This is a genomic window from Bacillus sp. K2I17, from assembly GCF_002209985.1.
GTDB lineage: Bacteria > Bacillota > Bacilli > Bacillales > Bacillaceae_G > Bacillus_A > Bacillus_A wiedmannii.
Window position 1 is genome coordinate 86,929 of sequence record NZ_NJGF01000009.1, and the last position, 21,997, is coordinate 108,925.

Consider the following 21,997-nt stretch of genomic DNA (forward strand, 5'->3'; position numbering starts at 1 on the left):
CTAATAAAGGAGTTATATATTTATGACATTAGAAATAGCTATTTTTCTTTCAATGAATGGGCAAGCAAAGGAGGCAATTAATTTTTACACACGTAATTTAGAAGCTACGCAGTTAATGATTGTTACGTATGGAGAACTGGCCAAAAGAGATAGTTCTTTTAAAATTACAAGTGAAAATAAAGATTATATTGCTCACTCTGTTTTACAAATTGGGAATACAAAGCTAATGATAGCAGAAGATACAATGAAGCCTAATGAACGTTATAACGTTGGAAATAATATGTCACTTTGCATTCAAAGCGCTAATTTAGAAGAAATACAAAGGTTTTATAATAATTTAATTTCCGATAAGCATGTGAAGATAATCTCTCCGCTAGAAAAAAATATATTTAGTGAAGCATATGGGATTATTGAAGATCCTTACGGCATACAAATCCAGTTAATGTATGACAAACGATTAAACTAAATAATTATCCATATTCACATATTCCTAATAAAAAAGACACGAAATTCGTGTCTTTTTTACTTTACAGTGATGACTCTACCGGTTTCACTACTTTCAATCGCTAATTGAATAAGTCGAATAACTTCTAAGCCTTCTTGTGCTGTTACAGGTGCTTTCTCACCATTTACTATACTATCTCTTACACCTTTATAATACATGTCATAACAGCCAACTTCTGTTGGAATACGCTCTAGCTTTTCTTCCGTATGTAAAGTAGCAAATTTCTCTTCAGCATCTACTCCATAACCGTTATCGCCTGGCTTCATTCCATTTTTTAATTGTTCTTCCTGTGAATCCATACCGTATTTCACGATAGAACCTTTATCTCCATGCAGTGTAAAGTGTGGACCTTCTTGCTTTACGTAACTGCTACTATGTAAAGTGACACGTTTAACACCGTAGTGAAGTATAACATGGAAGTAATCATCAATTTCTGCACCTGGTCGTTGTTTGATTACATCTGCACTTATCGCATCTGGTTTCCCAAATAATGATAATGCTTGGTCAATTAAATGCGATCCTAAATCATACAGTATACCTGATCCTGGTAAATTCTTTTCTCTCCAGCGATCACGTACATTCGGGCGAAAACGATCGAAATGTGCTTCATATGCGTATAGATTCCCTACTCTATTTTCTTCTAACAATTTCTTTATCGTTAAGAAATCATTATCAAAACGGCGATTATGATACACGCTTAACACCACATTATGCTGTTTTGCTAATGAAATTAGTTCTTCGCCTTCTTCAATTGAAACAACGAATGGCTTCTCCACAACTACATGCTTACCATGTAAAATTGCTTCTTTTACATATGGAAAATGAGTTGTATTCGGTGAAGTAATGACCACTAAGTCAATATCAGCACGATTTACTAATTCCTCAATTGTGCCAACAACTTCAGCATTTGGTAATGCTTGCTTCACTAGTTCTTCTTTTGAAGATAAAATAGCACGAATATCATATTCTTCTATCGTTTGTAATAATGGGATGTGAAATGTTGTACTAGAAAATCCAAATCCTACAATGCCTACACCTATTTTTTCCATGTTGCCCCTCCATCTGTCCCGCTTTAACGGACAGTAAGATTCCTACCTCAAAATTCAGCGAAAGCAAAGAAATTAGTTGAGGAATCAACTGCTCGTAAAAGTCCGATTGATTAAAGTTCCACTTTATGAGAACGATTTCATTCAGTTATTATAACAAGATTATTATTATTTACATAATAATTTGCCTAGAAAAAAGCATCTTGCCATTATTCATAGCAAGATGCTTTTTTACTCCGGTCGTTTTTTTGTCCACGTTTCAATAACTTCACCAGTATCATTAACATCTAGTACTAAACTACCGTTACTATACCGGTCTTTATTTCGATACGCTTTCGGATCAATTTCTTCTACAATATGTTTCTCAGTCTTCATATATACTAGTTCATCATCTCGAACAATTTCAATACCGACAATACGGTATGGATTACGTTTTAACTCTTTAAAAATAACAAGGCCTCGCTTCGCCCTCGTTGATTTCTCAATTTCTGATGCTTTTAGACGTTTTACAGCACCTCGCTGCGTAACAAGAATAAGTTGATCTTTGTCACCATTTAACGGTTTACCAGAAGCGACATAATCATCTTCTTTTAAGTTAATTGCTTTTACACCAGCGGCCCTTACACCGACTGGACTTACTTCATCTTCATGGAAAATAAGTGCATATGCACCATAGGTTGCAAGAACAATATCACTCGTTCCATCTGTTGCAAATATATCTACAACATAATCATCTTTTTTCAAATTCACAGCGACGAACGCTCTTGAATAACGCTGAACTTTATATTGGTTTAATTCTGTTTTCTTAATCATACCATTTCGTGTAACAAATACGATAAATCGTTTTTCTTCTTCAAAATTCGGTACGACGGTCGCCCAAATAATCATTTCATCCCGCTCGAGTGAAACGAGATTCGCAACGTGTTGACCTAAATCTTTCCAACGAATTTCTGGCATTTCATATACTGGCAGATATATATAGTTTCCTTTATTCGTAAATAAGAGGACTGTCTCTGTCGTATTCGTATCGAATCGCTCCAGTAAGATGTCACCCTCTTTCATACCGAAGTCTTTTCCGTTCGATGCATTATGTGAACGCCAACCTGTTCGTTTCACATATCCTTCTTTCGTTACAGTAACGATGACATCTTCCTGCGGAATCATAACTTCCACATCGATTTTAATTTCCTCAATTTGTTCTTCAATAATAGCACGGCGATCATCACTATATGTTTTCTTGACTCTCTTCAAATCTGTTTTAATAACTTGAAGAAGTCTTTTTTCACTTTGTAAAATTGACTGTAACTCTATAATCTTCTTATTAAGCTCGTCTGCTTCTTGTTCTAGCGCCGTAATATCTGTATTCGTTAAACGATATAGTTGCAGCGAAACAATTGCTTCTGATTGCGCTTCTGTAAATCCAAATTTCGTACTTAAATTATCTTTTGCATTACGTTTATCCTTAGAAGCACGGATTGTTTCAATCACTTCATCTAAAATCGATAATGCTTTCTTTAAACCTTCTACAATATGTTGACGGTTTTCTGCTTTTCTTAATTCATATTGTGAGCGTCTCGTAACAACTTCTTTTTGATGCCCAATATATGCATCCAAAATCTTAGGTAATGTCATAAGTGTCGGACGACGATTATTTATCGCTACCATATTAAAGTTATATGGAATTTGTAAATCTGTGTTCTTATATAAATAATTTAAAATACCTTCAGCATTTACTTCTTTTTTTAACTCTACAACGATGCGAAGACCTGTACGATCTGTCTCATCACGTACTTCAGCAATTCCATCTAGTTTTTTATCTAGACGTAATTCATCCATTTTTTTAACAAGGTTCGCTTTATTTACTTCATACGGAATTTCTGTAATAACGATTTGTTGCTTCCCACCACGGATTGTTTCAACTTCAGCTTTTCCGCGAATAATAATTTTACCTTTTCCTGTTTCATACGCTTTTTTGATACCATCAATCCCCTGAATAATACCACCTGTCGGGAAATCTGGTCCTTTCATAACTGTTAATAAATCATCAACAGTACTATTCGGCTTATCAATACGCATCATCGTCGCATCAATTACTTCCCCAAGGTGATGCGGAGGAATTTCTGTTGCATAACCAGCTGAAATTCCTGTCGATCCGTTCACTAGTAAGTTCGGGAACATCGCTGGAAGTACAACAGGTTCTTCACTCGTATCATCGAAATTTGACACGAATTCTACTGTTTCTTTATCGAGATCACGCAATAACTCAGATGCGATTGGTGATAATCGTGCTTCCGTATAACGCATTGCCGCTGCTGGATCGCCATCCACACTACCATTATTACCATGCATTTCAACTAAAACATTACGTACTTTCCAAGTTTGACTTAAACGTACCATCGCCTCATATACAGAGGAATCACCGTGTGGATGGTAGTTACCAATAACATTACCAACTGTTTTAGCTGATTTACGAAATGCTTTATCATGTACATTTCCTTCTACATACATAGAATATAAAATACGTCTTTGCACCGGTTTTAAACCGTCACGCGCATCTGGAAGCGCGCGATCTTGAATAATATATTTACTATAACGTGCAAAGCGGTCACCTAACACGTCTTCAAGCGGGAGGTCATGAAACTTCTCTGCCTGCATGTTATTCCACCTCCGTCTCCATAATCATTTCATTTTCTAAAATGTTTCCTTCTTCTTGCATACCAAATTGTACATTTCGTTCGATCCATTTACGGCGAGGTTCTACTTTATCACCCATCAATGTCGTAACTCGGCGCTCCGCTCTTGATGCATCGTCAATTTTCACACGAATCAACGTACGTGTTTCAGGATTCATCGTCGTTTCCCATAATTGGTCTGCATTCATTTCGCCAAGTCCTTTATAGCGCTGCAGCATGTAGCCTTTACCGACCTTTTTTGTTACACCATCTAATTCTTCATCAGACCATGCATACTCAATCACTTCACTCTTACCTTTTCCTTTACTTACTTTGTATAAAGGAGGAAGTGCAATAAATACTTTGCCAGCTTCGATAAGTGGTTTCATATATCTGTAGAAGAACGTTAGTAACAATACTTGAATGTGCGCACCATCTGTATCAGCATCGGTCATAATTACAATTTTATCGTAGTTAATATCTTCAACAGCGAATTCATTGCCTACACCACCGCCAATAGCATAAATAATTGTATTAATCTCTTCATTTTTAAAGATATCAGCAAGTTTTGCTTTTTCTGTATTGATTACTTTACCACGTAACGGTAATACCGCTTGGAAACGTCGGTCTCGACCTTGTTTCGCGGAACCACCCGCAGAGTCACCCTCTACTAGGTACAGTTCATTTTTTTGCGGGTTACGTGATTGTGCTGGTGTTAACTTACCACTTAATGTACCTTCTGATTTCTTTTTCTTTTTACCAGTACGCGCTTCTTCTCTCGCTTTACGAGCAGCCTCACGTGCCTGCGCTGCTTTAACTGCCTTTCTCACAAGAAGTGTAGCAACATCCGGGTTTTCTTCTAAAAAGTAAGCTAAATGCTCAGATACAATTGCATCAATTGAAGAACGAGCTTCACTTGTACCAAGTTTCCCTTTCGTTTGCCCTTCAAACTGAAGTACTTCTTCTGGTACACGTACAGAAACGATAGCCGCTACACCTTCACGAATATCTGTACCTTCTAAGTTTTTATCTTTTTCTTTTAATAACGATACTTTACGAGCATACTCATTGAACACACGAGTCATTGCTGTCTTAAACCCAGCTTCGTGTGTTCCACCATCTTTTGTACGTACATTATTTACAAACGAAAGAATATTTTCTGAGTAGCCATCGTTAAATTGAAAAGCTAGCTCTGCCTCAATTCCATTTTGTTCACCAGTAAAATATACAACCGGATGGATTGAATCTTTTTCTTCATTTAAGTATGAAACGAAAGCTTCGATTCCTGTTTCATAATGAAAGACATCTTCTAAATCATTTCGCTCATCTTTTATTGAGATTTTCATCCCTTTTAATAAGAATGCAGATTCACGTAATCTTTCACATAATGTTTCGTAATTGTAATTTGTTGTGCTGAAAATCGTTGTATCTGGTTTAAAATGTATTGTCGTACCAGACTCTTTCGTCTTCCCGATCTTTTCCAGTGTCGTTGCAGGAATACCACCATTTTCAAAGCGTTGTTCATAAATATTTCCGTCACGTTTAATCGTCACTACTAACCATTCTGACAAGGCATTTACAACTGATGCCCCAACACCGTGTAAACCACCACTTGTTTTATAGCCACCTTGACCAAACTTACCACCGGCATGAAGTACAGTTAAAATAACTTCAGGTGTAGGTTTCCCAAGTTTATGCATTCCCGTAGGCATTCCTCGCCCTTTATCAATAACGCTAATACTATTATCTTTATGTATTACGACAGAAATTTCGTCGCCAAATCCCGCTAACGCTTCATCAACGGAGTTATCTACTATTTCATATACTAAATGATGCAATCCACGGCTATCCGTACTCCCGATGTACATACCCGGGCGTTTTCGAACGGCTTCAAGTCCTTCTAGCACTTGAATTGCATCTTCATTATATTGGAACTGATGCTTTGCCAAACTCCTTGCCCCTTTCCTAATCAAATCAGAACATATGTTTCTATTATAGAATAACGCCTCGACTATAGTTTTGGCAAGTTATCTTATCTCTTTTATATACCATTTTCAATAGAAAAATCCTTGTTTTTTCACAAGGATTCCTCTAGGCTACTATTTCAGAAAAATAATCGTTTGTCAACGAGAAATGGATATGTATGCCAAGATTATACATTCCAAACCTTTATCATGATCCAAATGATCAATATCCAAAATGGGATAACAAGTAACAATCCCCAAAAACAGCCTTTAAAAAATCTCATGATGAACACCTCGTTCATCGGCCCTACTTATTTATAAAGAGGGCTGAATCAATCTTTCTCTCTTTAAAACCTATACTATTTTGTCATCGCATGTTCTACTTTAATGCAACGATCCATTATTACAGTATAGCCTTTTTCTTGCAAAAGTTTATATGTATCTTCATCTTGTACTCCTAATTGTGCCCAAAAAACATCTGCATCAATCTCTACAAACTCTTTCGCAACATCCATTAAAAATTCTGAACGACGGAATACATTTACAATATCAACATGTTCCTTAATATCCTTTAGTGAAGAAACTGCTTTTTCTCCAAGCACCTCATCTACTGTTGGGTTTACTGGAATAATGCGATACCCAGCATCTTGCATTGCTTTTGAAACCATATACGATGTACGTTCTGGCTTATCCGATAATCCAACAACTGCAATCGTTTTGCTTTTCTTTAATACTTCACCAATTTCCGTACGAGTTGGGTTTTCAATTGTCATAATTTATCCCTCCTATTCCTTTAGTATAGCCGATAAAGAAAGTCTCTTTCAATATGAAAGAGACTTTCTTTTATTTCAATTATTGATTCTTTGTAGCTGAATTATCTGCTAAAGTAGCTGTTTTCGTCATTTTTTGACCGTTACGATAGAATGTAACTTCTACTTTCTCGCCTACTTTTTTCTTTTCATATAAATATTTACGGAATTGAAGTGAATTTTCTACTTTTTGATCATCTAATGATACTACAATATCATATTGCTCTAAACCAGCTTTTTCTGCAGGTGATATTGGGTAAATTTTACCTAATACAACGCCGTTTGTTACTTCTTTCGGTACTTTCAATTGATTTACTGCATAAGCTTGCACATCTTCTAATGAAACGACACCTACTCCAAGAGCTGGACGTTTCACTACTCCGTCTTTTTCAAGTGATTCAATAACTGGCTTTGCAATATTAATTGGAATAGCAAATCCAATTCCTTCAACTTCTTGTTGTGCAATTTTACTTGAATTAATCCCAATTATTTCACCATTTTGGTTAAACAACGCACCACCACTATTACCTGGGTTAATTGCTGCATCTGTTTGAATAACTTGAGCATTCCAATCTGCACGCTTATCGCCATCGATATCTACTGGAATTTCACGTTCTTTGCTACTAATAATACCTTCCGTTACACTTCCATCAAACCCTAGTGGGTTACCAATTGCAATCGCTTTTTCACCCGCACGAAGTTTACTTGAATCACCTAAAGTGGCAACTTTATTTACATTAGATCCATCAATTTCTACAACCGCTAAATCTAACCAAGGGTCTTTCCCTACAAGTTTTGCATCTACCTTTTTACCATCACTTAGTTTTACAGCAAGTTTATTCGCTCCATCTACTACATGGTTGTTCGTTACAATATACGCTTTATTTCCTGCTTTTTTATAAATAACACCTGATCCTGAGCCAGCTTGTTGCTCTTGGCCTGTCGGTTGCATTGCAAATGGATCAACACTTTGTTGCATATTAATAACACCTACAACAACATCTTTCGCGCCTTCAATCATACCAGGTAAATCAGTTTCATTTTTTGCTTTATTGACAACAGGAACTACAGTACCTTCAACTTTTGAGTCCGAACTGAATGATGATACAGCCGCTCCATTATTTTGAGCCCATGGCATATATGGTGCCGCAAAACTAATTGTGACAGCCCCAACTACAGCTCCGACTAAACCTGTGAAAAAATAACCTTTTTTACTACCTGATTTTCTCACTTCTCTCGTTTCACTATGCTCTTCATTTAAATTTGGTCCGTCGTAATATCCCATGTTTACTTCCCCTCTCTGGTGAATTCGTATTTTCAGTATAGTCACGTTTTGTGTCCTTCTTGTGAACTCATCGTGAAATCCAATTAAAAAAATACTCTTATCTAACATTGTAGACAAGAAAAGTATTTTTTGTACATTCCACCTACAAAAGAGAGTATAAATTTGCTATATCCCAAAGCCAAAGCGCATAGTAATTTAAGGGTTATTCTTCAAATTTGTAACCCACTCGAATAACAGTACCGATATGCTTCGCTTTATCTCCTAGCTTATTTCGTAGTTTTTTAATATGAGTATCAACCGTTCGGTCATCACCGTAGTAATCATATCCCCATAACTGATCTAATAAATGTTGACGTGACAACACAATTCCTTTGTTCTCCATTAAATAAACAAGAAGTTCAAATTCCTTATGTGTCAATATAATTTCTTCTCCATCTACTAAAACGGTTCTAGATAGACGATTCACTTCTATTCCAGCTAAAGACATAGCATTTTCTTCCGCTACTCCTACCACACCATCCGCGCGTTTCAATAACGTCTTCGCACGAGCTACTAACACTTTCGGGCTGAAAGGTTTCGTTACATACTCATCTGCACCTAATTCGAACCCTAGTAGTGTATCATCCTCATCTGAACGTGCTGTCAACATAATGATCGGTACTGCTGATTCTTTTCTAATTCGTCTACAAACAGACCATCCATCTATTTCTGGTAACATAATATCTAACATAATTAAATCAATTTCATGCTCTGCAAATAATTCTAACGCTATTTTTCCGTCTTCTGCTTCGATTACTTCAAAGCCTTCATTACGAAAATAATCACTAACGATTTCACGTAATCTTCTTTCATCTTCAACAAGTAATACTGTTTTATTCATATAATCTATCCCGCCTTTTTACTCTTTCAATCGAATAATACGTTGATTGGAGCTTCCGCGAAATGGAAGTGTTAAATCTTTTTTCTCGATTTCAAACCTTCCATCGACTAAAACATCCCCATAATGTAACAACTCTATCATATCATTATTTTGAGAACTCTGTATCTCTTCTAACGTATAACCTGTATACATCCATAGATTTTTTTTCAAGTCTTTCACAGCTTTTGCTACTTTTTTCACTTCAGCAGCTTGGAAGAATGGATCTCCACCTGAAAATGTTACATCAGTTAATGAATTACTTGCAATCTCGTTCACAATTTCTTCTACTGTCATTTCAGTTCCATTACAAATATTCCACGATTTTGGATTATGGCAACCGAAACAACGATGCGGACAGCCCGCAAAAAACACGACTGTCCGCAACCCTTCCCCATCTACTACACTATCATGAATGATGTTCATCACTTTCATTTATGCTTCACCCGATCCATCTCTTCACTACGTTTCGCACTATTCCACTTCGACATATCTCCTACAAGATAACCTGTTATACGGCGAATTCTTTCTATATTAGCTTCGTCTTCATTTCCGCAACTTGGGCATTCATTTCCAATAACTCCGTGATAACTGCAGCACTTACAACGGTCAACAGGATGATTAATTGAACCGTATCCAACGCCATGATTTGCCATCGCTCGTACAATTTGTTTTAACGCCTGTTTGTTATGCATAGCTGCTCCGTCTAGCTCAATATACGTAATATGTCCCCCGTTACATAGAGCATGGAAAGGTCCTTCTAAACGAATTTTATTTATCGCTTGAATGCTATAGTAAACTGGGATATGGAATGAATTCGTATAATAATTATGGTTCGTTATACCGCTAATCACACCAAATTCTTCTCTATCTTTTTTCACAAACTTCCCTGATAACCCTTCTGCAGGAGTTGCAATTACTGAGAAATTCAGTTCATGTTCTTCCGTTGCTTTATCCATTCTATCTCTCATAAAGGAAATGATTTCATATCCGAGTTTCCATGATTCTTCATCTTCTCCATGATGCTTTCCTGTTAAAGCTACTAAACACTCCGCAAGACCGATAAAACCAAGACTTAACGTCCCTTGCTTTAAAATGGATGCTACAGAATCTTCAGGCTGTAACTTCTCTCCACCACGCCATACACCTTGTGAATATAAAAATCGAAAATCTCTTGCTCGCTTCGTACATTGATACTCAAATCTCTCTAATAATTGCTTAATCCCTAAATCTAAGTAATAATTTAACGCTTCAAAAAATGCTTCTTTTGAACCACTAATTAACGCTAATTTCACTAAGTTGATAGACGTAAATGATAAATTGCCTCTTCCAATCGCTGTTTCTTCTCCATGTATGTTAGACATGACACGGGTACGACATCCCATATAACATACTTCACTTTCCGGTCGTCCGTCATAATGCACTGCATTAAATGGCGCATCTAAAAATGAAAAGTTAGGGAATAATCGTTCAGCCGTTGTCTCTAACGCTAATTCAAATAAATCATAGTTCGGATCACATTCTTCAAAGTTCACACCTTTTTTCATTTTAAAAATTTGAATCGGAAAAATTGGTGTTTCTCCTTTACCAAGACCAGCTTGTGTCGCTTTTAAAAGTTGTCTAACTAATAACCGTCCCTCTTTTGATGTGTCTGTTCCATAATTAATAGAAATAAACGGTACTTGTCCCCCGCCCCTACTGTGCATACTATTTGAATTATGAACGAAAGCTTCACACGCCTGATACGTATCATTTTCTGTTTCTTTCCATGCAAATTCTTCTATTTGTTCTTTCGTAAGCGGATATGACTGTAATCGTTTCTTATGTCTCGCTACTGTTTTTCTCACATATGGAGCTAAATCAATATCAAAGAGTGCAAATGATTGACCACCGTGCTGCATATTTTGATTCGCCTGAAAAATAATAGACGAAAGAGCCAATGCACTTTTAATATCCTGCGGTTGTCTCATATGCCCATGTCCGGTATGAAAACCGTCCGCAAGCATTTGCGCTAACGGAATTTGCGAACAAGTCGTCGTTCCTGTCGCATAAAAATCTAAGTCATGTGGATATAATATATTTTGATTTATCGCTTTTTTCACTTGATCTGACAATAAATTTTCAACTGCATAATATTTCGCACTCTCTGATGCGAACGTTCCCATTACTCCCATTGGAGAGCGACCATCTACATTTGCATTTTCTTGCATTAAATCTTGCTCACTACCGTGGACAATCGTCTCAAACACTCTCATTAATTCTTCTCCACGTACATTTCGTTGTAACATTTATAACCCTCCACCAATATGTTGTTGTCTTTTGATTAAAATGTTACTACATATAGTCTTGGTGTTTCTGTGAGAAATGTAACATTCCTGTGAAATTTTTTTCACGAAATAATGAATTTTTCATTTACAAAAAAGAAATGTGCTCTTTACAAATGTATGGTACAATATACGGGAAAAACTCTTTTTACCCTTTATCAACACATTTGAATAAAGGAGACTGAACTTATGGTTATTACATATCTTTTATTTATCGTTGCCTACTTACTTGGCTCGATTCCATTCGCACTAGTCGTTGGAAAAATCGGCTACGGAATCGATATTCGCGAGCACGGAAGCGGTAATCTAGGCGGAACAAATACATTCCGCACACTAGGGAAAAAAGCAGGTTTTATCGTTACAATTGCTGACATTTTAAAAGGTACATTAGCAACAAGTCTACCGATTATTTTCGGTTTAGATGTTCACCCACTATGGTTCGGATTAGCAGCTGTTCTTGGACATGTGTATCCGATTTTCGCGAAATTCCGTGGTGGTAAAGCTGTTGCAACTTCTGCTGGCGTGCTATTATGCTACTCTCCAGTTGTTTTTGCAATATTAGCTGTTGTCTTTTTCAGCCTTTTATTTACAACAAGATACGTATCACTTTCTTCTATGGTAACAGCCGTCGTTGCTGTTATTGCATCCATTGTTAGCGGGGATAAAATCTTCATTATTGCGATGTGTTTATTAGCAGGTATGGTTATTTATAAACACCGTGCAAATATCGGACGAATTATAAATAAAACTGAACCGAAAGCAAACTTTTCAAAAAAGCAAAAATAAGATCGTAACCCACATAACGCAAAAAGAAAACGTGAAGCATATTAATAGCGTCTTTTTGCGTTATTTTTTATACTAAAGAAAAAGCAACATAATTTGGAGGAACTATACATGAATCTTTCCGTAACAAAAGAAGCAGCACAATGGTATAAAAACGAATTAAACTTACAATCGGGTGAAACACTCCGCCTTTTCGTACAATACGGCGGTTGCAGTACTGTGCAAAAAGGACTTTCTTTAGGTATTCGTAAAGATGATCCTGCACATCCTGCTGTTCAAACTCAAGAAGAAGGTATTAACTTCTTTATTGAAGGCGATGATGAGTGGTTCTTCGATGGACATAATTTAGCTGTTACATTTAACGACGGTGATGATTTCCCGCAATTTAATTATGAAAAATAAAAAAGCGTGGCTTCTGCCACGCTTTTTTATTTTTTCTTAATTTCCTCATATTTCGCATACCACTCTGGATATAACTTTTTAAATGATACAGGCCTGAACCCTTCTTTTTTCGCGCAAATATTCGTCGTACTTGCAGTAATACAAAGTTCACCTTCACCGTTATATATTTCATAACCATATACAACGCGAAGCGGACTAACAGTATCAATCCACGTTTTCACAATTGCTTTTTCTCCGTAACGCATCGCTTTACGATATGAAATTTGCAAATCTAACACAGGAGAAATAATTCCCTCTTTCTCCATTTCAACATATGAAAATCCTAAATCTTGTATAAGTTTCGTGCGACCTAGTTCAAGCCACACCAAATAGTTTGAATGGTAAACAACACCCATTTGATCTGTTTCCGCATAACGGATTTCAACTTCATGTTCTGCTACAAACATATGTATTCGCCTTCTTTCACTTCTGCTACCTTGCATACATTTAATCATAATACAGTGACATCAAAAATAAAATAAAAACAGTGAATCTTTTACTGAAAGGAGCAAGCATATGATTCAAATTGTAACTGTTCGTAGCGGTGATAGCGTATATAGCTTGGCATCAAAGTACGGATCAACACCTGACGAAATAGTAAAGGACAATGGACTAAATCCAGCTGAAACACTCGTTGTAGGTCAGGCACTGATCGTTAATACGAAAGGGAATAATTATTATGTACAGCCTGGCGATAGCCTATATCGAATCTCTCAAACATATAACGTACCTCTCGCTAGTTTAGCTAAGGTTAATAACTTATCTTTAAAATCCATTCTCCATGTTGGACAGCAATTATATATACCAAAAGGGACAAAACGCGCAGTAGAATCCATCGCTTATTTACAACCTTCAACAATACCAATAAAAGAAAGTTTGGTTAACGCTACGCGTGCCATTAATCCATTTTTAACATATTTGGCTTACTTCAGTTTCGAGGCAAAAAGAGATGGTACGTTAAAAGAACCAACTGAAACAGCTAAAATCGCTAATATTGCAACGCAAGGCAAAACCATCCCGATGCTCGTTATTACAAATATTGAAAATGGAAATTTCAGTGCCGATCTGACATCGGTTATTTTACGCGATGCATCGATTCAAAACAAATTTATTACTAACATTTTACAAACAGCTGAGAAGTACGGTATGCGAGACATTCATTTTGATTTCGAGAGTATAGCACCTGAAGATCGCGAAGCGTATAATCGTTTTTTACGAAATGTAAAAACACGCTTACCTAACGGATACACATTGAGTACAACGCTTGTACCGAAAACAAGTTCAAATCAAAAGGGAAAATTTTTCGAAGCTCACGATTATAAAGCACAAGGGCAAATTGTTGATTTCGTCGTCATTATGACATATGACTGGGGTTGGCAAGGCGGGCCACCGATGGCTATTTCTCCTATCGGTCCTGTAAAAGAAGTACTTCAATATGCAAAATCTCAAATGCCTCCCCAAAAAATTATGATGGGGCAAAACTTATACGGATTCGATTGGAAACTTCCGTTCAAACAAGGCAATCCGCCTGCAAAAGCAATTAGCTCTGTCGCAGCTGTCGCACTAGCTCGTAAATACAATGTCCCCATCCGCTATGATTTCACAGCTCAAGCTCCTCATTTTAATTATTTTGATGAAAATGGTGTTCAACACGAAGTTTGGTTTGAAGATTCACGGTCTATTCAAAGCAAATTCAATTTAATGAAAGAACAAGGTATAGGCGGTATTAGTTACTGGAAGATTGGCTTACCATTCCCGCAAAATTGGCGTTTACTCGTTGAAAATTTTACGATTACGAAAAAGGGCTGACATAAGTCAGCCCTTTTTGATTATTAAAAATCCGTCACAAAAAGAAGAATGACAACATTCTCTCTTTTTTAACCGTTATCAACAATCGGTTGTTTGCCTGTTTGGTCTTGCATTTGCTTTCCTTTATTGCCACCAGCTTTTTTTGATTGTGTTCCAATATGATTCGGTGCAAAGTCTTTTGAATTCTTTTTCGGATTACCCATTACTATCGCCTCCTTAACACTAGTATCGTACTAGTGTTAAGAATTATTCAGCTTGCTTAAAAAGTTGCATTTCATAACGTTTTTCAATACGCTCTTCAATGCGATCGATTGCATCACGATCACTTAATAATTGTTGTTTATTTTCTTTCACAAGTTCGTCAAATGATTTACGGCGACTTCTTCTCATGCTGTTCACCCTCTCTCCTTCGCATTCTTACTATACATAGTATGAGCAAATGAAAGACTCTTTAATCAGATTTGTAAGAAAATTTTATGTTTTAGTACTCCTAAAAAAACTCCGTGCACAACTTCTTGTACACGGAGTTTTTTATACCATTATATTTAAATATTCTTTTAGCTTTTCATCTGCATTCATTTCACTTTGTTTATACTCACTTAGCGCTTGCAGTACGAAATCATACTGTCCTAAAATATAACTTTCTAATTTCAGGACATCCTCTAAGCTATTAAGCATAATTCTCGTATTACCAACTTCACTTTTTAACGCGGGTTCACAATTTAAACTCGTACATATTTCTTTCACATCATCTTCTAATATCTCTGTTAATACGTATTTCTTTCGCCCTTTTACTTTTACTCTCATAACTGGATAAAAAGCTTTTATATCTAAATAGCTTCCTACATTCATACAGCGAATCCATTCGATATCACGTTTATTTCGTACAAGTATCTTTTTTACTGCTTCATATACTACTGTTTCATCAAGTACTTCTGTATTCGATTTCCTGTTTGTTTCTTCTTCAATAGATGCACATTTTTGATAAACAGCTGCACAAGTAATACAATCATCAAATGCATTATGAGAACTTAAACGAATGCCAAGCATTCGCTTTAACGTTTCAAGTTTATGATTAGGTGCGTGCTTCATATATTTCTTCGCTAAAAACACAGTATCAATCACTTTATTTTGAGGTTCAGGCAGCCCAAGCATATTTACATTACTTTTTAAAAAACGCATATCAAAAGATGCATTATGAGCGACAATAACATTTGTATGTAAAAATGCTAAAAATAAAGGTAATACTTCTTCAATCGTCGGTGCATCTGAAACACGATAATTTGTAATACCTGTTAAACTCGTTATTCGGTCCGGAATTGAACGCTCTGGATTCACATAGGAAACAAATTGATCTACTAGTTCATGATTACGATATTTCACTGCTGCTACTTGAATAATTTTATCATTATAAGGGTTAAATCCTGTTGTTTCAAAATCAATTACAACATAATCTAACGGTAAGGATATATTCCCCACTCCAAACACTCCTTTACCTCTAAACGTTTATATTTCTTTTATCATAACATGCTGCTATCACTACGTGAAAAAGAAAAGGCAGAAATGGTAACTTTCCACCTCTACCTTTTCACCATTATTTTAATTTAGCAATCCGTTTCTCCATCTCTTTTTGCGTCATCGGTCCAATAAACTTATCTTGAATGACACCTTTCGTATCTATAAAATACGAAGTTGGAATCGTAATTACTTTATACGCTGTTGTCACATCAATGTTCTTGTCCAATAAAATAGGAAAAGTAATTCCTTTTTCTTTTGCAAAATTGCTTACCTTTTCTACTCCCCCGCCCTTTTCTGAAGGCGTATAATTTATTGCTAAAATTTCTACATTTTCTTTATGCTCTTTATAGAAAGCCTCCATATCCGGCATTTCTTGCTGGCAAGGTCCACACCACGTTGCCCAAAAGTTTAAAATCACTTTCTTTCCTTTCAAATCTGATAACTTTACATTCGTTCCATCTAACTTCGTTAATTCAAAGTTTGGCGCACTCTTCCCTATTTCGATACCATTACTTGCAATCATCTCTTTCATAGCAGCTTCACTTTTTTCTTGCTCCCCTTGTACCGCCTGGTCTTTTTTACCAAACTGTTCATAAGCTGCATATCCCGCTAAACAAAGTAACACTACAATAATCGTAAGCTTCCGCCACATTTTATATCACCCTAACGTATTTATCTTCTTATTAACCTAATTACCCAAATACTATATACCTTATTTTAGCTTATACGGACAAGCTTGGAAATATTCACAGTCAAAATAATTAGAATATTCTCATTTAAAGTGAAGTTTTTTCCTTTTTATCATATAATTAGAAAAACAGATGAGGTGTTTTATCTTCTTATTGACCCACTTACCTATTTACTCTCGTAGTTATATAACCTTCAACAAAAGGGGGATTGTTTATGAATTCATTCGAAAAAACAACATTATATATTCTTAGTTTTCTTTTATACCCAATCGGCATTATTACATGGATCATTTCACTCTTTAGTAAAGATCTTGAAAAAAAGAAAGTAGGGCGTATTTGTCTCTACGTCTCTCTAGTCTCATTCGTCCTTTTCTTAATTCTCGGAATTGCAACTTTCCTTATGACTGCTACTTTTAACGTTGATCTGAATCACTCCGAATCTATCGAGTATCAAATAAATGATGCTGAATAAAGATAAGAGCAGTGCTCTTATCTTTATTCATATCTCTGTAAAAACGAATGACTATTTATTAATTTTTCAGGACTTCCACATGCAACAATACTTCCTTCTCTCATTATAACAACACGATCTGCTAGTATCGCTTTCTCTACATCATGTGTTGCCACAATTCTCGTGACCCCTCTTCCTAATCCTTCTATCATATTCCAAACAGTTTCTTGATTGCCCGGATCTAATCCCGCAGTCGGTTCATCTAAAATAATAAGATTCGGATTTGAACCAATAGCGCGTAATAATGCAAGACGTTTTCTTTCCCCTCCAGAAAACTCTTCCCCGCTTTTATGTAGTACAGTTTCAATCCCCCTAGGTAAATCACTAATAATCGGTTTCACATTTACAAGTTCCATATTTTTTTCTAACTGATTTTCTAGATACTTTCCCCCGAAATACATATTCTCTTTTACTGTCGTCCGAAAGAAACGAGGTTCTTGCCACACTGTCGTCATACGAGCCTCATTACCATAATAAACAATGTTACCGTTAGATGGTTTATACAACCCTATCATTAATTTTAAAAGTGTCGTCTTTCCTGCACCACTTTCTCCTACAATCATAACGAGTTCACCAGGATTAATTTGCAAATCAATATTATGAATTCTGCATTTCTCTTCATTACTCTCCTGAAATGAAACATTTGTTACCGTCATCCCCATCGCTCTTTCTACCTTACTATTTGCCACTCGTTTATCTAAAAAGGAAAAAACTCTATTTGCCGAAGCGACTGCAACTTGTGTCATCATTAATAAATCGCCAACGTAGCGGACTGGAAAAAAGAGCATTTCAATTGTGGCTAACACGGCAACAATTGAACCAACTTCCATTTCCCCCTTCATTATTTTCTGCGCGCCTATAATGAGAACAACGATATATGCCCCTGTTTCAATCACGGTTCCAACTACTCCAATGCAATGTTGCATCATCGTCTTCTTTACTTCTGTTTTATAAGATTGTGCCGTTACTCCCTTAAATAAGCGAATGGCCCATTTTTCTTTTTGCAAACTACGTAAATCTTGTGCTCCTTTTACAAACTGTGACACCATCTCTACAACACTTGATTGATTTCTTTGAGCAATGCTGGCGATATTTCTTACCTTTTTCCCCATCAACATCGGAACCGTTGCACTTAAAAATAAAAACGGAGCTACCCACAATATGAACTTTATATCTATATGTTGTAGTGCTATGATTGCGCCAATAAATTGGGCAATAGCATGTATATATTCTATTAATATAGATCCATATAATCTGACCCAGTTCGGAATATCAGACACAACTAATGTCTCTAACTCTCCTCCCTTAATCTTCTCACTCTCTTCAAACGGTAATGAGAAGAAATGACGCAATACATCTATACGCTTCTCTCGTAATATTCGCTGACTCGCTTTTGAACTTACATAATCAAATGAAAGATTGTTCACCCACATCAACAAGCGGCTAGCTGCAAACAAAGTAATGTAAAGATACACCTCCTTTAACTCTCGTTGAATAAGGTTATCTACAATTAATCCCATGAATAGTGGACGAGATAAATTTAAAATAGCAGCAAAGCATCCACTACATACAGCTGCTATTACTAATAATTTTTCTTTCTGTAACGGTAACAATATTCTTTTATATTCTTTCATGATGTTCCCTCCATTTTTATAGTAAAAAGAAAGGGATGAAACCAAATGGTTTCATCCCTTTCCATAAAATAAGGAAGCTAACAGTTGTTAGCTTCCTTATCGTTCATTTCAATTATTTAGTTCGACACTTTAGACTCTTCAATTTTCTCACGAAGAACCATTTGCAGAATACCACCGTGACGGTAGTAGTCAATTTCTACTTCACTATCGAAACGAGCTACTACTTCAAATTGTTTTTCGTTGCCATCTGCATCAGTTGCAACTACTTTTACAAGATCGCGTGGTCTAACTGTTTTGTCAATTTGAATTTCAAATGACTCGTTACCAACAAGACCTAACGTTTCAGCGCTTTCGCCATCTTTAAATTGAAGTGGTAATACACCCATTAATACTAAGTTACTACGGTGAATACGTTCGAAGCTTTCTGCGATTACCGCTTTAATACCTAATAAGTTTGTACCTTTCGCAGCCCAGTCACGAGAACTTCCCATACCGTAATCTTTACCAGCAATAACTAGAAGGCCTGTGCCATCTTCTTTATATTTCATAGCAGCATCATAGATTGATGTTACTTCACCAGTTGGCCAATATGTTGTGTATCCGCCTTCTGTTCCTGGTGCGATTTGGTTTTTAATACGGATGTTCGCGAATGTACCACGCATCATAACTTCGTGGTTACCACGACGAGAACCGTAAGAGTTAAAGTCAACAGGTTGTACGCCGTTTTCTAATAAGTAGCGTCCTGCTGGTGTATGCTTACCAATTGAACCTGCTGGTGAAATATGGTCTGTCGTTACAGAGTCTCCAAATTTACCAACTATGCGTAAATCTGATAACGTTTCAACTTCACCTGGCTCTTTAGATAATCCTTCAAAGAACGGTGGGTTTTGAATATAAGTTGAATCATTATCCCAAGTATATAAAGCTTCATTTGAAGTTTGGATTTCATTCCAGCGCTCATTGCTGTTAAATACTTGTGCATATTCTTTCTTGAACAGTTCAGATGTAACAACGTTTTGAACTACATCTTCAATTTCTTTAGCTGATGGCCAAATGTCGTTGAAGTAAACAGCATTGCCATTTGCATCTTTACCGATTGCATCATTTTTCAGGTCAATATCAACAGTACCTGCAAGTGCATATGCCACAACAAGTGGTGGTGATGCTAAGTAGTTTGCTTTTACAAGTGGATGAATACGTCCTTCAAAGTTACGGTTACCAGATAAAACAGATGTTACTAATAAATCGTTTGCTGCGATTGCTTCTTCTAATTCCTCTGCTAACGGACCAGAGTTACCGATACAAGTCGTACAACCGTAACCAACTGTTTGGAAACCTAATTGATCTAAATATGTTGTTAAACCTGATTTATCTAAGTATTCAGTAACAACTTTAGATCCTGGTGCTAATGATGTTTTTACGTACTCAGGTACTACAAGCCCTTTTTCAATTGCTTTCTTCGCAACTAGACCTGCCCCAATTAATACGTATGGGTTTGATGTATTTGTACAGCTTGTAATTGCAGCGATTGCAATTGCACCTGTTTTCATCGTTACTTCTTTATCTTCTAATGTAACCTTCACTTCTTTATCGAACTCTTGCTCATTAAATCCAAGTCCTTGTGTTCCAACTGGTGCTACAACAGCTTTATGGAACGCATCTTTCATATCTGAAAGTGGAATTAAATCTTGTGGGCGTTTCGGTCCAGAAAGGTTAGATTCGATTGTATTTAAATCAATTTCAACAAGATCAGTGTAAATTGGATCTTTGCTGTCTGCTGTATAGAATAAACCATTTGCTTTACAGTATTCTTCAACAATGCGAATTTGCTCTTCATCTCTACCTGTTAAACGTAAGTATTCTAATGAAATATCGTCAATTGGGAAGAATCCACAAGTTGCACCGTATTCTGGTGCCATGTTTGAAATTGTTGCACGGTCAGCTAAAGGCATGCTCTTTAGTCCATTACCGAAGAACTCAACGAATTTACCAACTACACCTTTTTGACGTAATACTTGTGTTACTTTTAATGCAACGTCAGTTGCTGTAGTACCACTTGGAAGTGTACCAGTTAATTTCACACCGATTACTTCAGGTACTGGGAAGTATGAAGGCTGTCCAAGCATTCCTGCTTCCGCTTCTATACCACCAACGCCCCATCCAAGAACGCCGATACCGTTAATCATTGTTGTATGTGAGTCTGTTCCAACTAATGAATCTGGGTATGCAACTAAGTCACCTTCAGCATTTTTCACAGCATGAACAACTGGTGCTAAATATTCAAGGTTTACTTGGTGTACAATACCTGTAGCTGGTGGCACTGCGCGATAGTTATCAAATGATTTTTGTGCCCAGCTTAAAAATTTATAACGTTCTTCATTACGTTTAAACTCTAAGTCCATGTTGAATGCAAGCGCGTCTGCCGTACCCGCTCTATCAACCTGTACAGAGTGGTCAATTACAAGGTCTACAGTAATTTCTGGATTAATTTTATCAGGATCCCCGCCCATATCTGCCATTGCTTTACGAAGCGAAGCCAAATCTACAACAGCTGGTACACCAGTGAAATCTTGTAAAATTACACGAGATGGTTTAAATGGAACATCGATATCTTGCACATCTTTCGTTCCCCATTTCGCTAAATTTGTAACATGCTCTTCTGTAATTACACGTCCGTCTACTTGACGAAGTACTGATTCAAGTAAAACTTTCACGGAATATGGTAATTGAGATACGTTGCCAACCCCTGCGTTTTCAAGCGCTTTCAAATCATAATAATGATACGTTTTTCCATCTAATTCAAAAGTTGCACGTGATTGAAATGGATTATGTTTGACCATTATGTTTCCCCCCTGTTAAACGTGACTAAGTTGTCTGAATATAAAATGTAGACAAACTTTTCAATACCTTACGATAATATCTTATTACAACTTTCTAAATAAGTAAATAATAAGAAACTTATAGATTATCATAAGTTTTCTTTATGTTTCTAAATTTGAATAGTGTTCACGCTCCTTATGAATACTATTACCATAAAGTAAAGTGCTCTATTAGTGCTTTACTTACAGTTCATACATACTATGAACTGCTC

20 protein-coding genes are annotated in these 21,997 nt (G+C 36.4%); 5 read left to right on the forward strand and 15 right to left on the reverse strand.

All coding sequences use genetic code 11. The features are described 5' to 3' along the window. Positions 1–22: 22 nt before the first annotated feature. Entirely contained in the window at positions 23–466 is a 444-nt protein-coding gene (locus CER22_RS13215; RefSeq protein WP_060487384.1) for a VOC family protein, read from the forward strand. A 56-nt stretch (positions 467–522) separates the two neighbouring features. Here the strand turns inward: CER22_RS13215 and CER22_RS13220 are convergent, their stop codons facing one another. The 8 genes from CER22_RS13220 to CER22_RS13260 form a co-directional block, all read right to left on the reverse strand. Continuing rightward, a complete protein-coding gene (locus CER22_RS13220) occupies positions 523–1,554 on the reverse strand; it encodes an oxidoreductase (protein ID WP_088608909.1) in 1,032 nt (343 codons plus the stop codon). 228 nt (positions 1,555–1,782) lie between these two features. Beyond that, complete coding sequence (gene parC / locus CER22_RS13225) at positions 1,783–4,206, reverse strand: DNA topoisomerase IV subunit A (protein ID WP_001147486.1); 2,424 nt, start codon at positions 4,204–4,206, stop codon at positions 1,783–1,785. Position 4,207: 1 nt separating this feature from the next. Continuing rightward, positions 4,208–6,172, reverse strand: coding sequence for a DNA topoisomerase IV subunit B (gene parE / locus CER22_RS13230; protein ID WP_001062189.1), 1,965 nt, complete (start codon positions 6,170–6,172; stop codon positions 4,208–4,210). Between the two features lie 374 nt (positions 6,173–6,546). Beyond that, complete coding sequence (locus CER22_RS13240) at positions 6,547–6,960, reverse strand: CoA-binding protein (RefSeq protein ID WP_048565897.1); 414 nt, start codon at positions 6,958–6,960, stop codon at positions 6,547–6,549. A gap of 79 nt (positions 6,961–7,039) precedes the next feature. Continuing rightward, a complete protein-coding gene (locus CER22_RS13245) occupies positions 7,040–8,281 on the reverse strand; it encodes a S1C family serine protease (protein WP_046957742.1) in 1,242 nt (413 codons plus the stop codon). A gap of 202 nt (positions 8,282–8,483) precedes the next feature. Further along, positions 8,484–9,161, reverse strand: a complete 678-nt coding sequence (locus CER22_RS13250; RefSeq protein WP_001044675.1) for a response regulator transcription factor — start codon at positions 9,159–9,161, stop codon at positions 8,484–8,486. 18 nt (positions 9,162–9,179) lie between these two features. Beyond that, on the reverse strand, positions 9,180–9,632 hold the full coding sequence (gene nrdG, locus CER22_RS13255; RefSeq protein WP_000867068.1) for an anaerobic ribonucleoside-triphosphate reductase activating protein: 453 nt from the start codon (positions 9,630–9,632) through the stop codon (positions 9,180–9,182). Next, the gene (locus tag CER22_RS13260; protein ID WP_087982126.1) at positions 9,629–11,485 is read right to left on the reverse strand and encodes an anaerobic ribonucleoside triphosphate reductase; all 1,857 of its coding nucleotides are present in this window, start codon (positions 11,483–11,485) and stop codon (positions 9,629–9,631) included. Before CER22_RS13260 ends, nrdG begins: the two co-directional genes overlap by 4 nt. A gap of 225 nt (positions 11,486–11,710) precedes the next feature. Here CER22_RS13260 and plsY point away from each other — a divergent pair, with 225 nt between their 5' ends. Further along, positions 11,711–12,307, forward strand: coding sequence for a glycerol-3-phosphate 1-O-acyltransferase PlsY (gene plsY, locus CER22_RS13265; RefSeq protein WP_000237189.1), 597 nt, complete (start codon positions 11,711–11,713; stop codon positions 12,305–12,307). A gap of 108 nt (positions 12,308–12,415) precedes the next feature. Next, the gene (locus tag CER22_RS13270; RefSeq protein WP_001054448.1) at positions 12,416–12,706 is read left to right on the forward strand and encodes a HesB/YadR/YfhF family protein; all 291 of its coding nucleotides are present in this window, start codon (positions 12,416–12,418) and stop codon (positions 12,704–12,706) included. Positions 12,707–12,732: 26 nt separating this feature from the next. On the opposite strand, the gene CER22_RS13275 is transcribed toward CER22_RS13270, so the two are convergent. Next, positions 12,733–13,152 (reverse strand): acyl-CoA thioesterase, encoded by a 420-nt coding sequence (locus tag CER22_RS13275; RefSeq protein ID WP_000495804.1) that lies wholly within the window; start codon positions 13,150–13,152, stop codon positions 12,733–12,735. Positions 13,153–13,261: 109 nt separating this feature from the next. Here CER22_RS13275 and CER22_RS13280 point away from each other — a divergent pair, with 109 nt between their 5' ends. Next, positions 13,262–14,554, forward strand: a complete 1,293-nt coding sequence (locus CER22_RS13280; protein WP_088608910.1) for a glycosyl hydrolase family 18 protein — start codon at positions 13,262–13,264, stop codon at positions 14,552–14,554. Between the two features lie 68 nt (positions 14,555–14,622). Here the strand turns inward: CER22_RS13280 and sspN are convergent, their stop codons facing one another. The 4 genes from sspN to CER22_RS13300 all read right to left on the reverse strand — a co-directional run bounded on the left by sspN (position 14,623) and on the right by CER22_RS13300 (position 16,724). Then, positions 14,623–14,757 carry an acid-soluble spore protein SspN gene (gene sspN / locus CER22_RS13285; protein ID WP_000527987.1) on the reverse strand — a complete coding sequence of 45 codons (135 nt, stop codon included), beginning with the start codon at positions 14,755–14,757 and terminating at the stop codon, positions 14,623–14,625. Between the two features lie 43 nt (positions 14,758–14,800). Further along, entirely contained in the window at positions 14,801–14,944 is a 144-nt protein-coding gene (locus CER22_RS13290; RefSeq protein ID WP_001254698.1) for an FbpB family small basic protein, read from the reverse strand. A 141-nt stretch (positions 14,945–15,085) separates the two neighbouring features. After that, entirely contained in the window at positions 15,086–16,033 is a 948-nt protein-coding gene (locus CER22_RS13295) for a 3'-5' exonuclease (protein WP_088122827.1), read from the reverse strand. Between the two features lie 115 nt (positions 16,034–16,148). Beyond that, the gene (locus CER22_RS13300; RefSeq protein ID WP_000269060.1) at positions 16,149–16,724 is read right to left on the reverse strand and encodes a TlpA family protein disulfide reductase; all 576 of its coding nucleotides are present in this window, start codon (positions 16,722–16,724) and stop codon (positions 16,149–16,151) included. Between the two features lie 251 nt (positions 16,725–16,975). Here CER22_RS13300 and CER22_RS13305 point away from each other — a divergent pair, with 251 nt between their 5' ends. Further along, positions 16,976–17,233: a hypothetical protein gene (locus tag CER22_RS13305; RefSeq protein WP_046954569.1), complete on the forward strand. Its 258-nt coding sequence runs from the start codon at positions 16,976–16,978 to the stop codon at positions 17,231–17,233. Positions 17,234–17,256: 23 nt separating this feature from the next. On the opposite strand, the gene CER22_RS13310 is transcribed toward CER22_RS13305, so the two are convergent. After that, positions 17,257–18,906: an ABC transporter ATP-binding protein gene (locus CER22_RS13310; RefSeq protein WP_142293476.1), complete on the reverse strand. Its 1,650-nt coding sequence runs from the start codon at positions 18,904–18,906 to the stop codon at positions 17,257–17,259. A gap of 116 nt (positions 18,907–19,022) precedes the next feature. Then, a complete protein-coding gene (acnA, locus tag CER22_RS13315) occupies positions 19,023–21,746 on the reverse strand; it encodes an aconitate hydratase AcnA (protein WP_048544062.1) in 2,724 nt (907 codons plus the stop codon). Positions 21,747–21,997 lie beyond the last annotated feature (251 nt).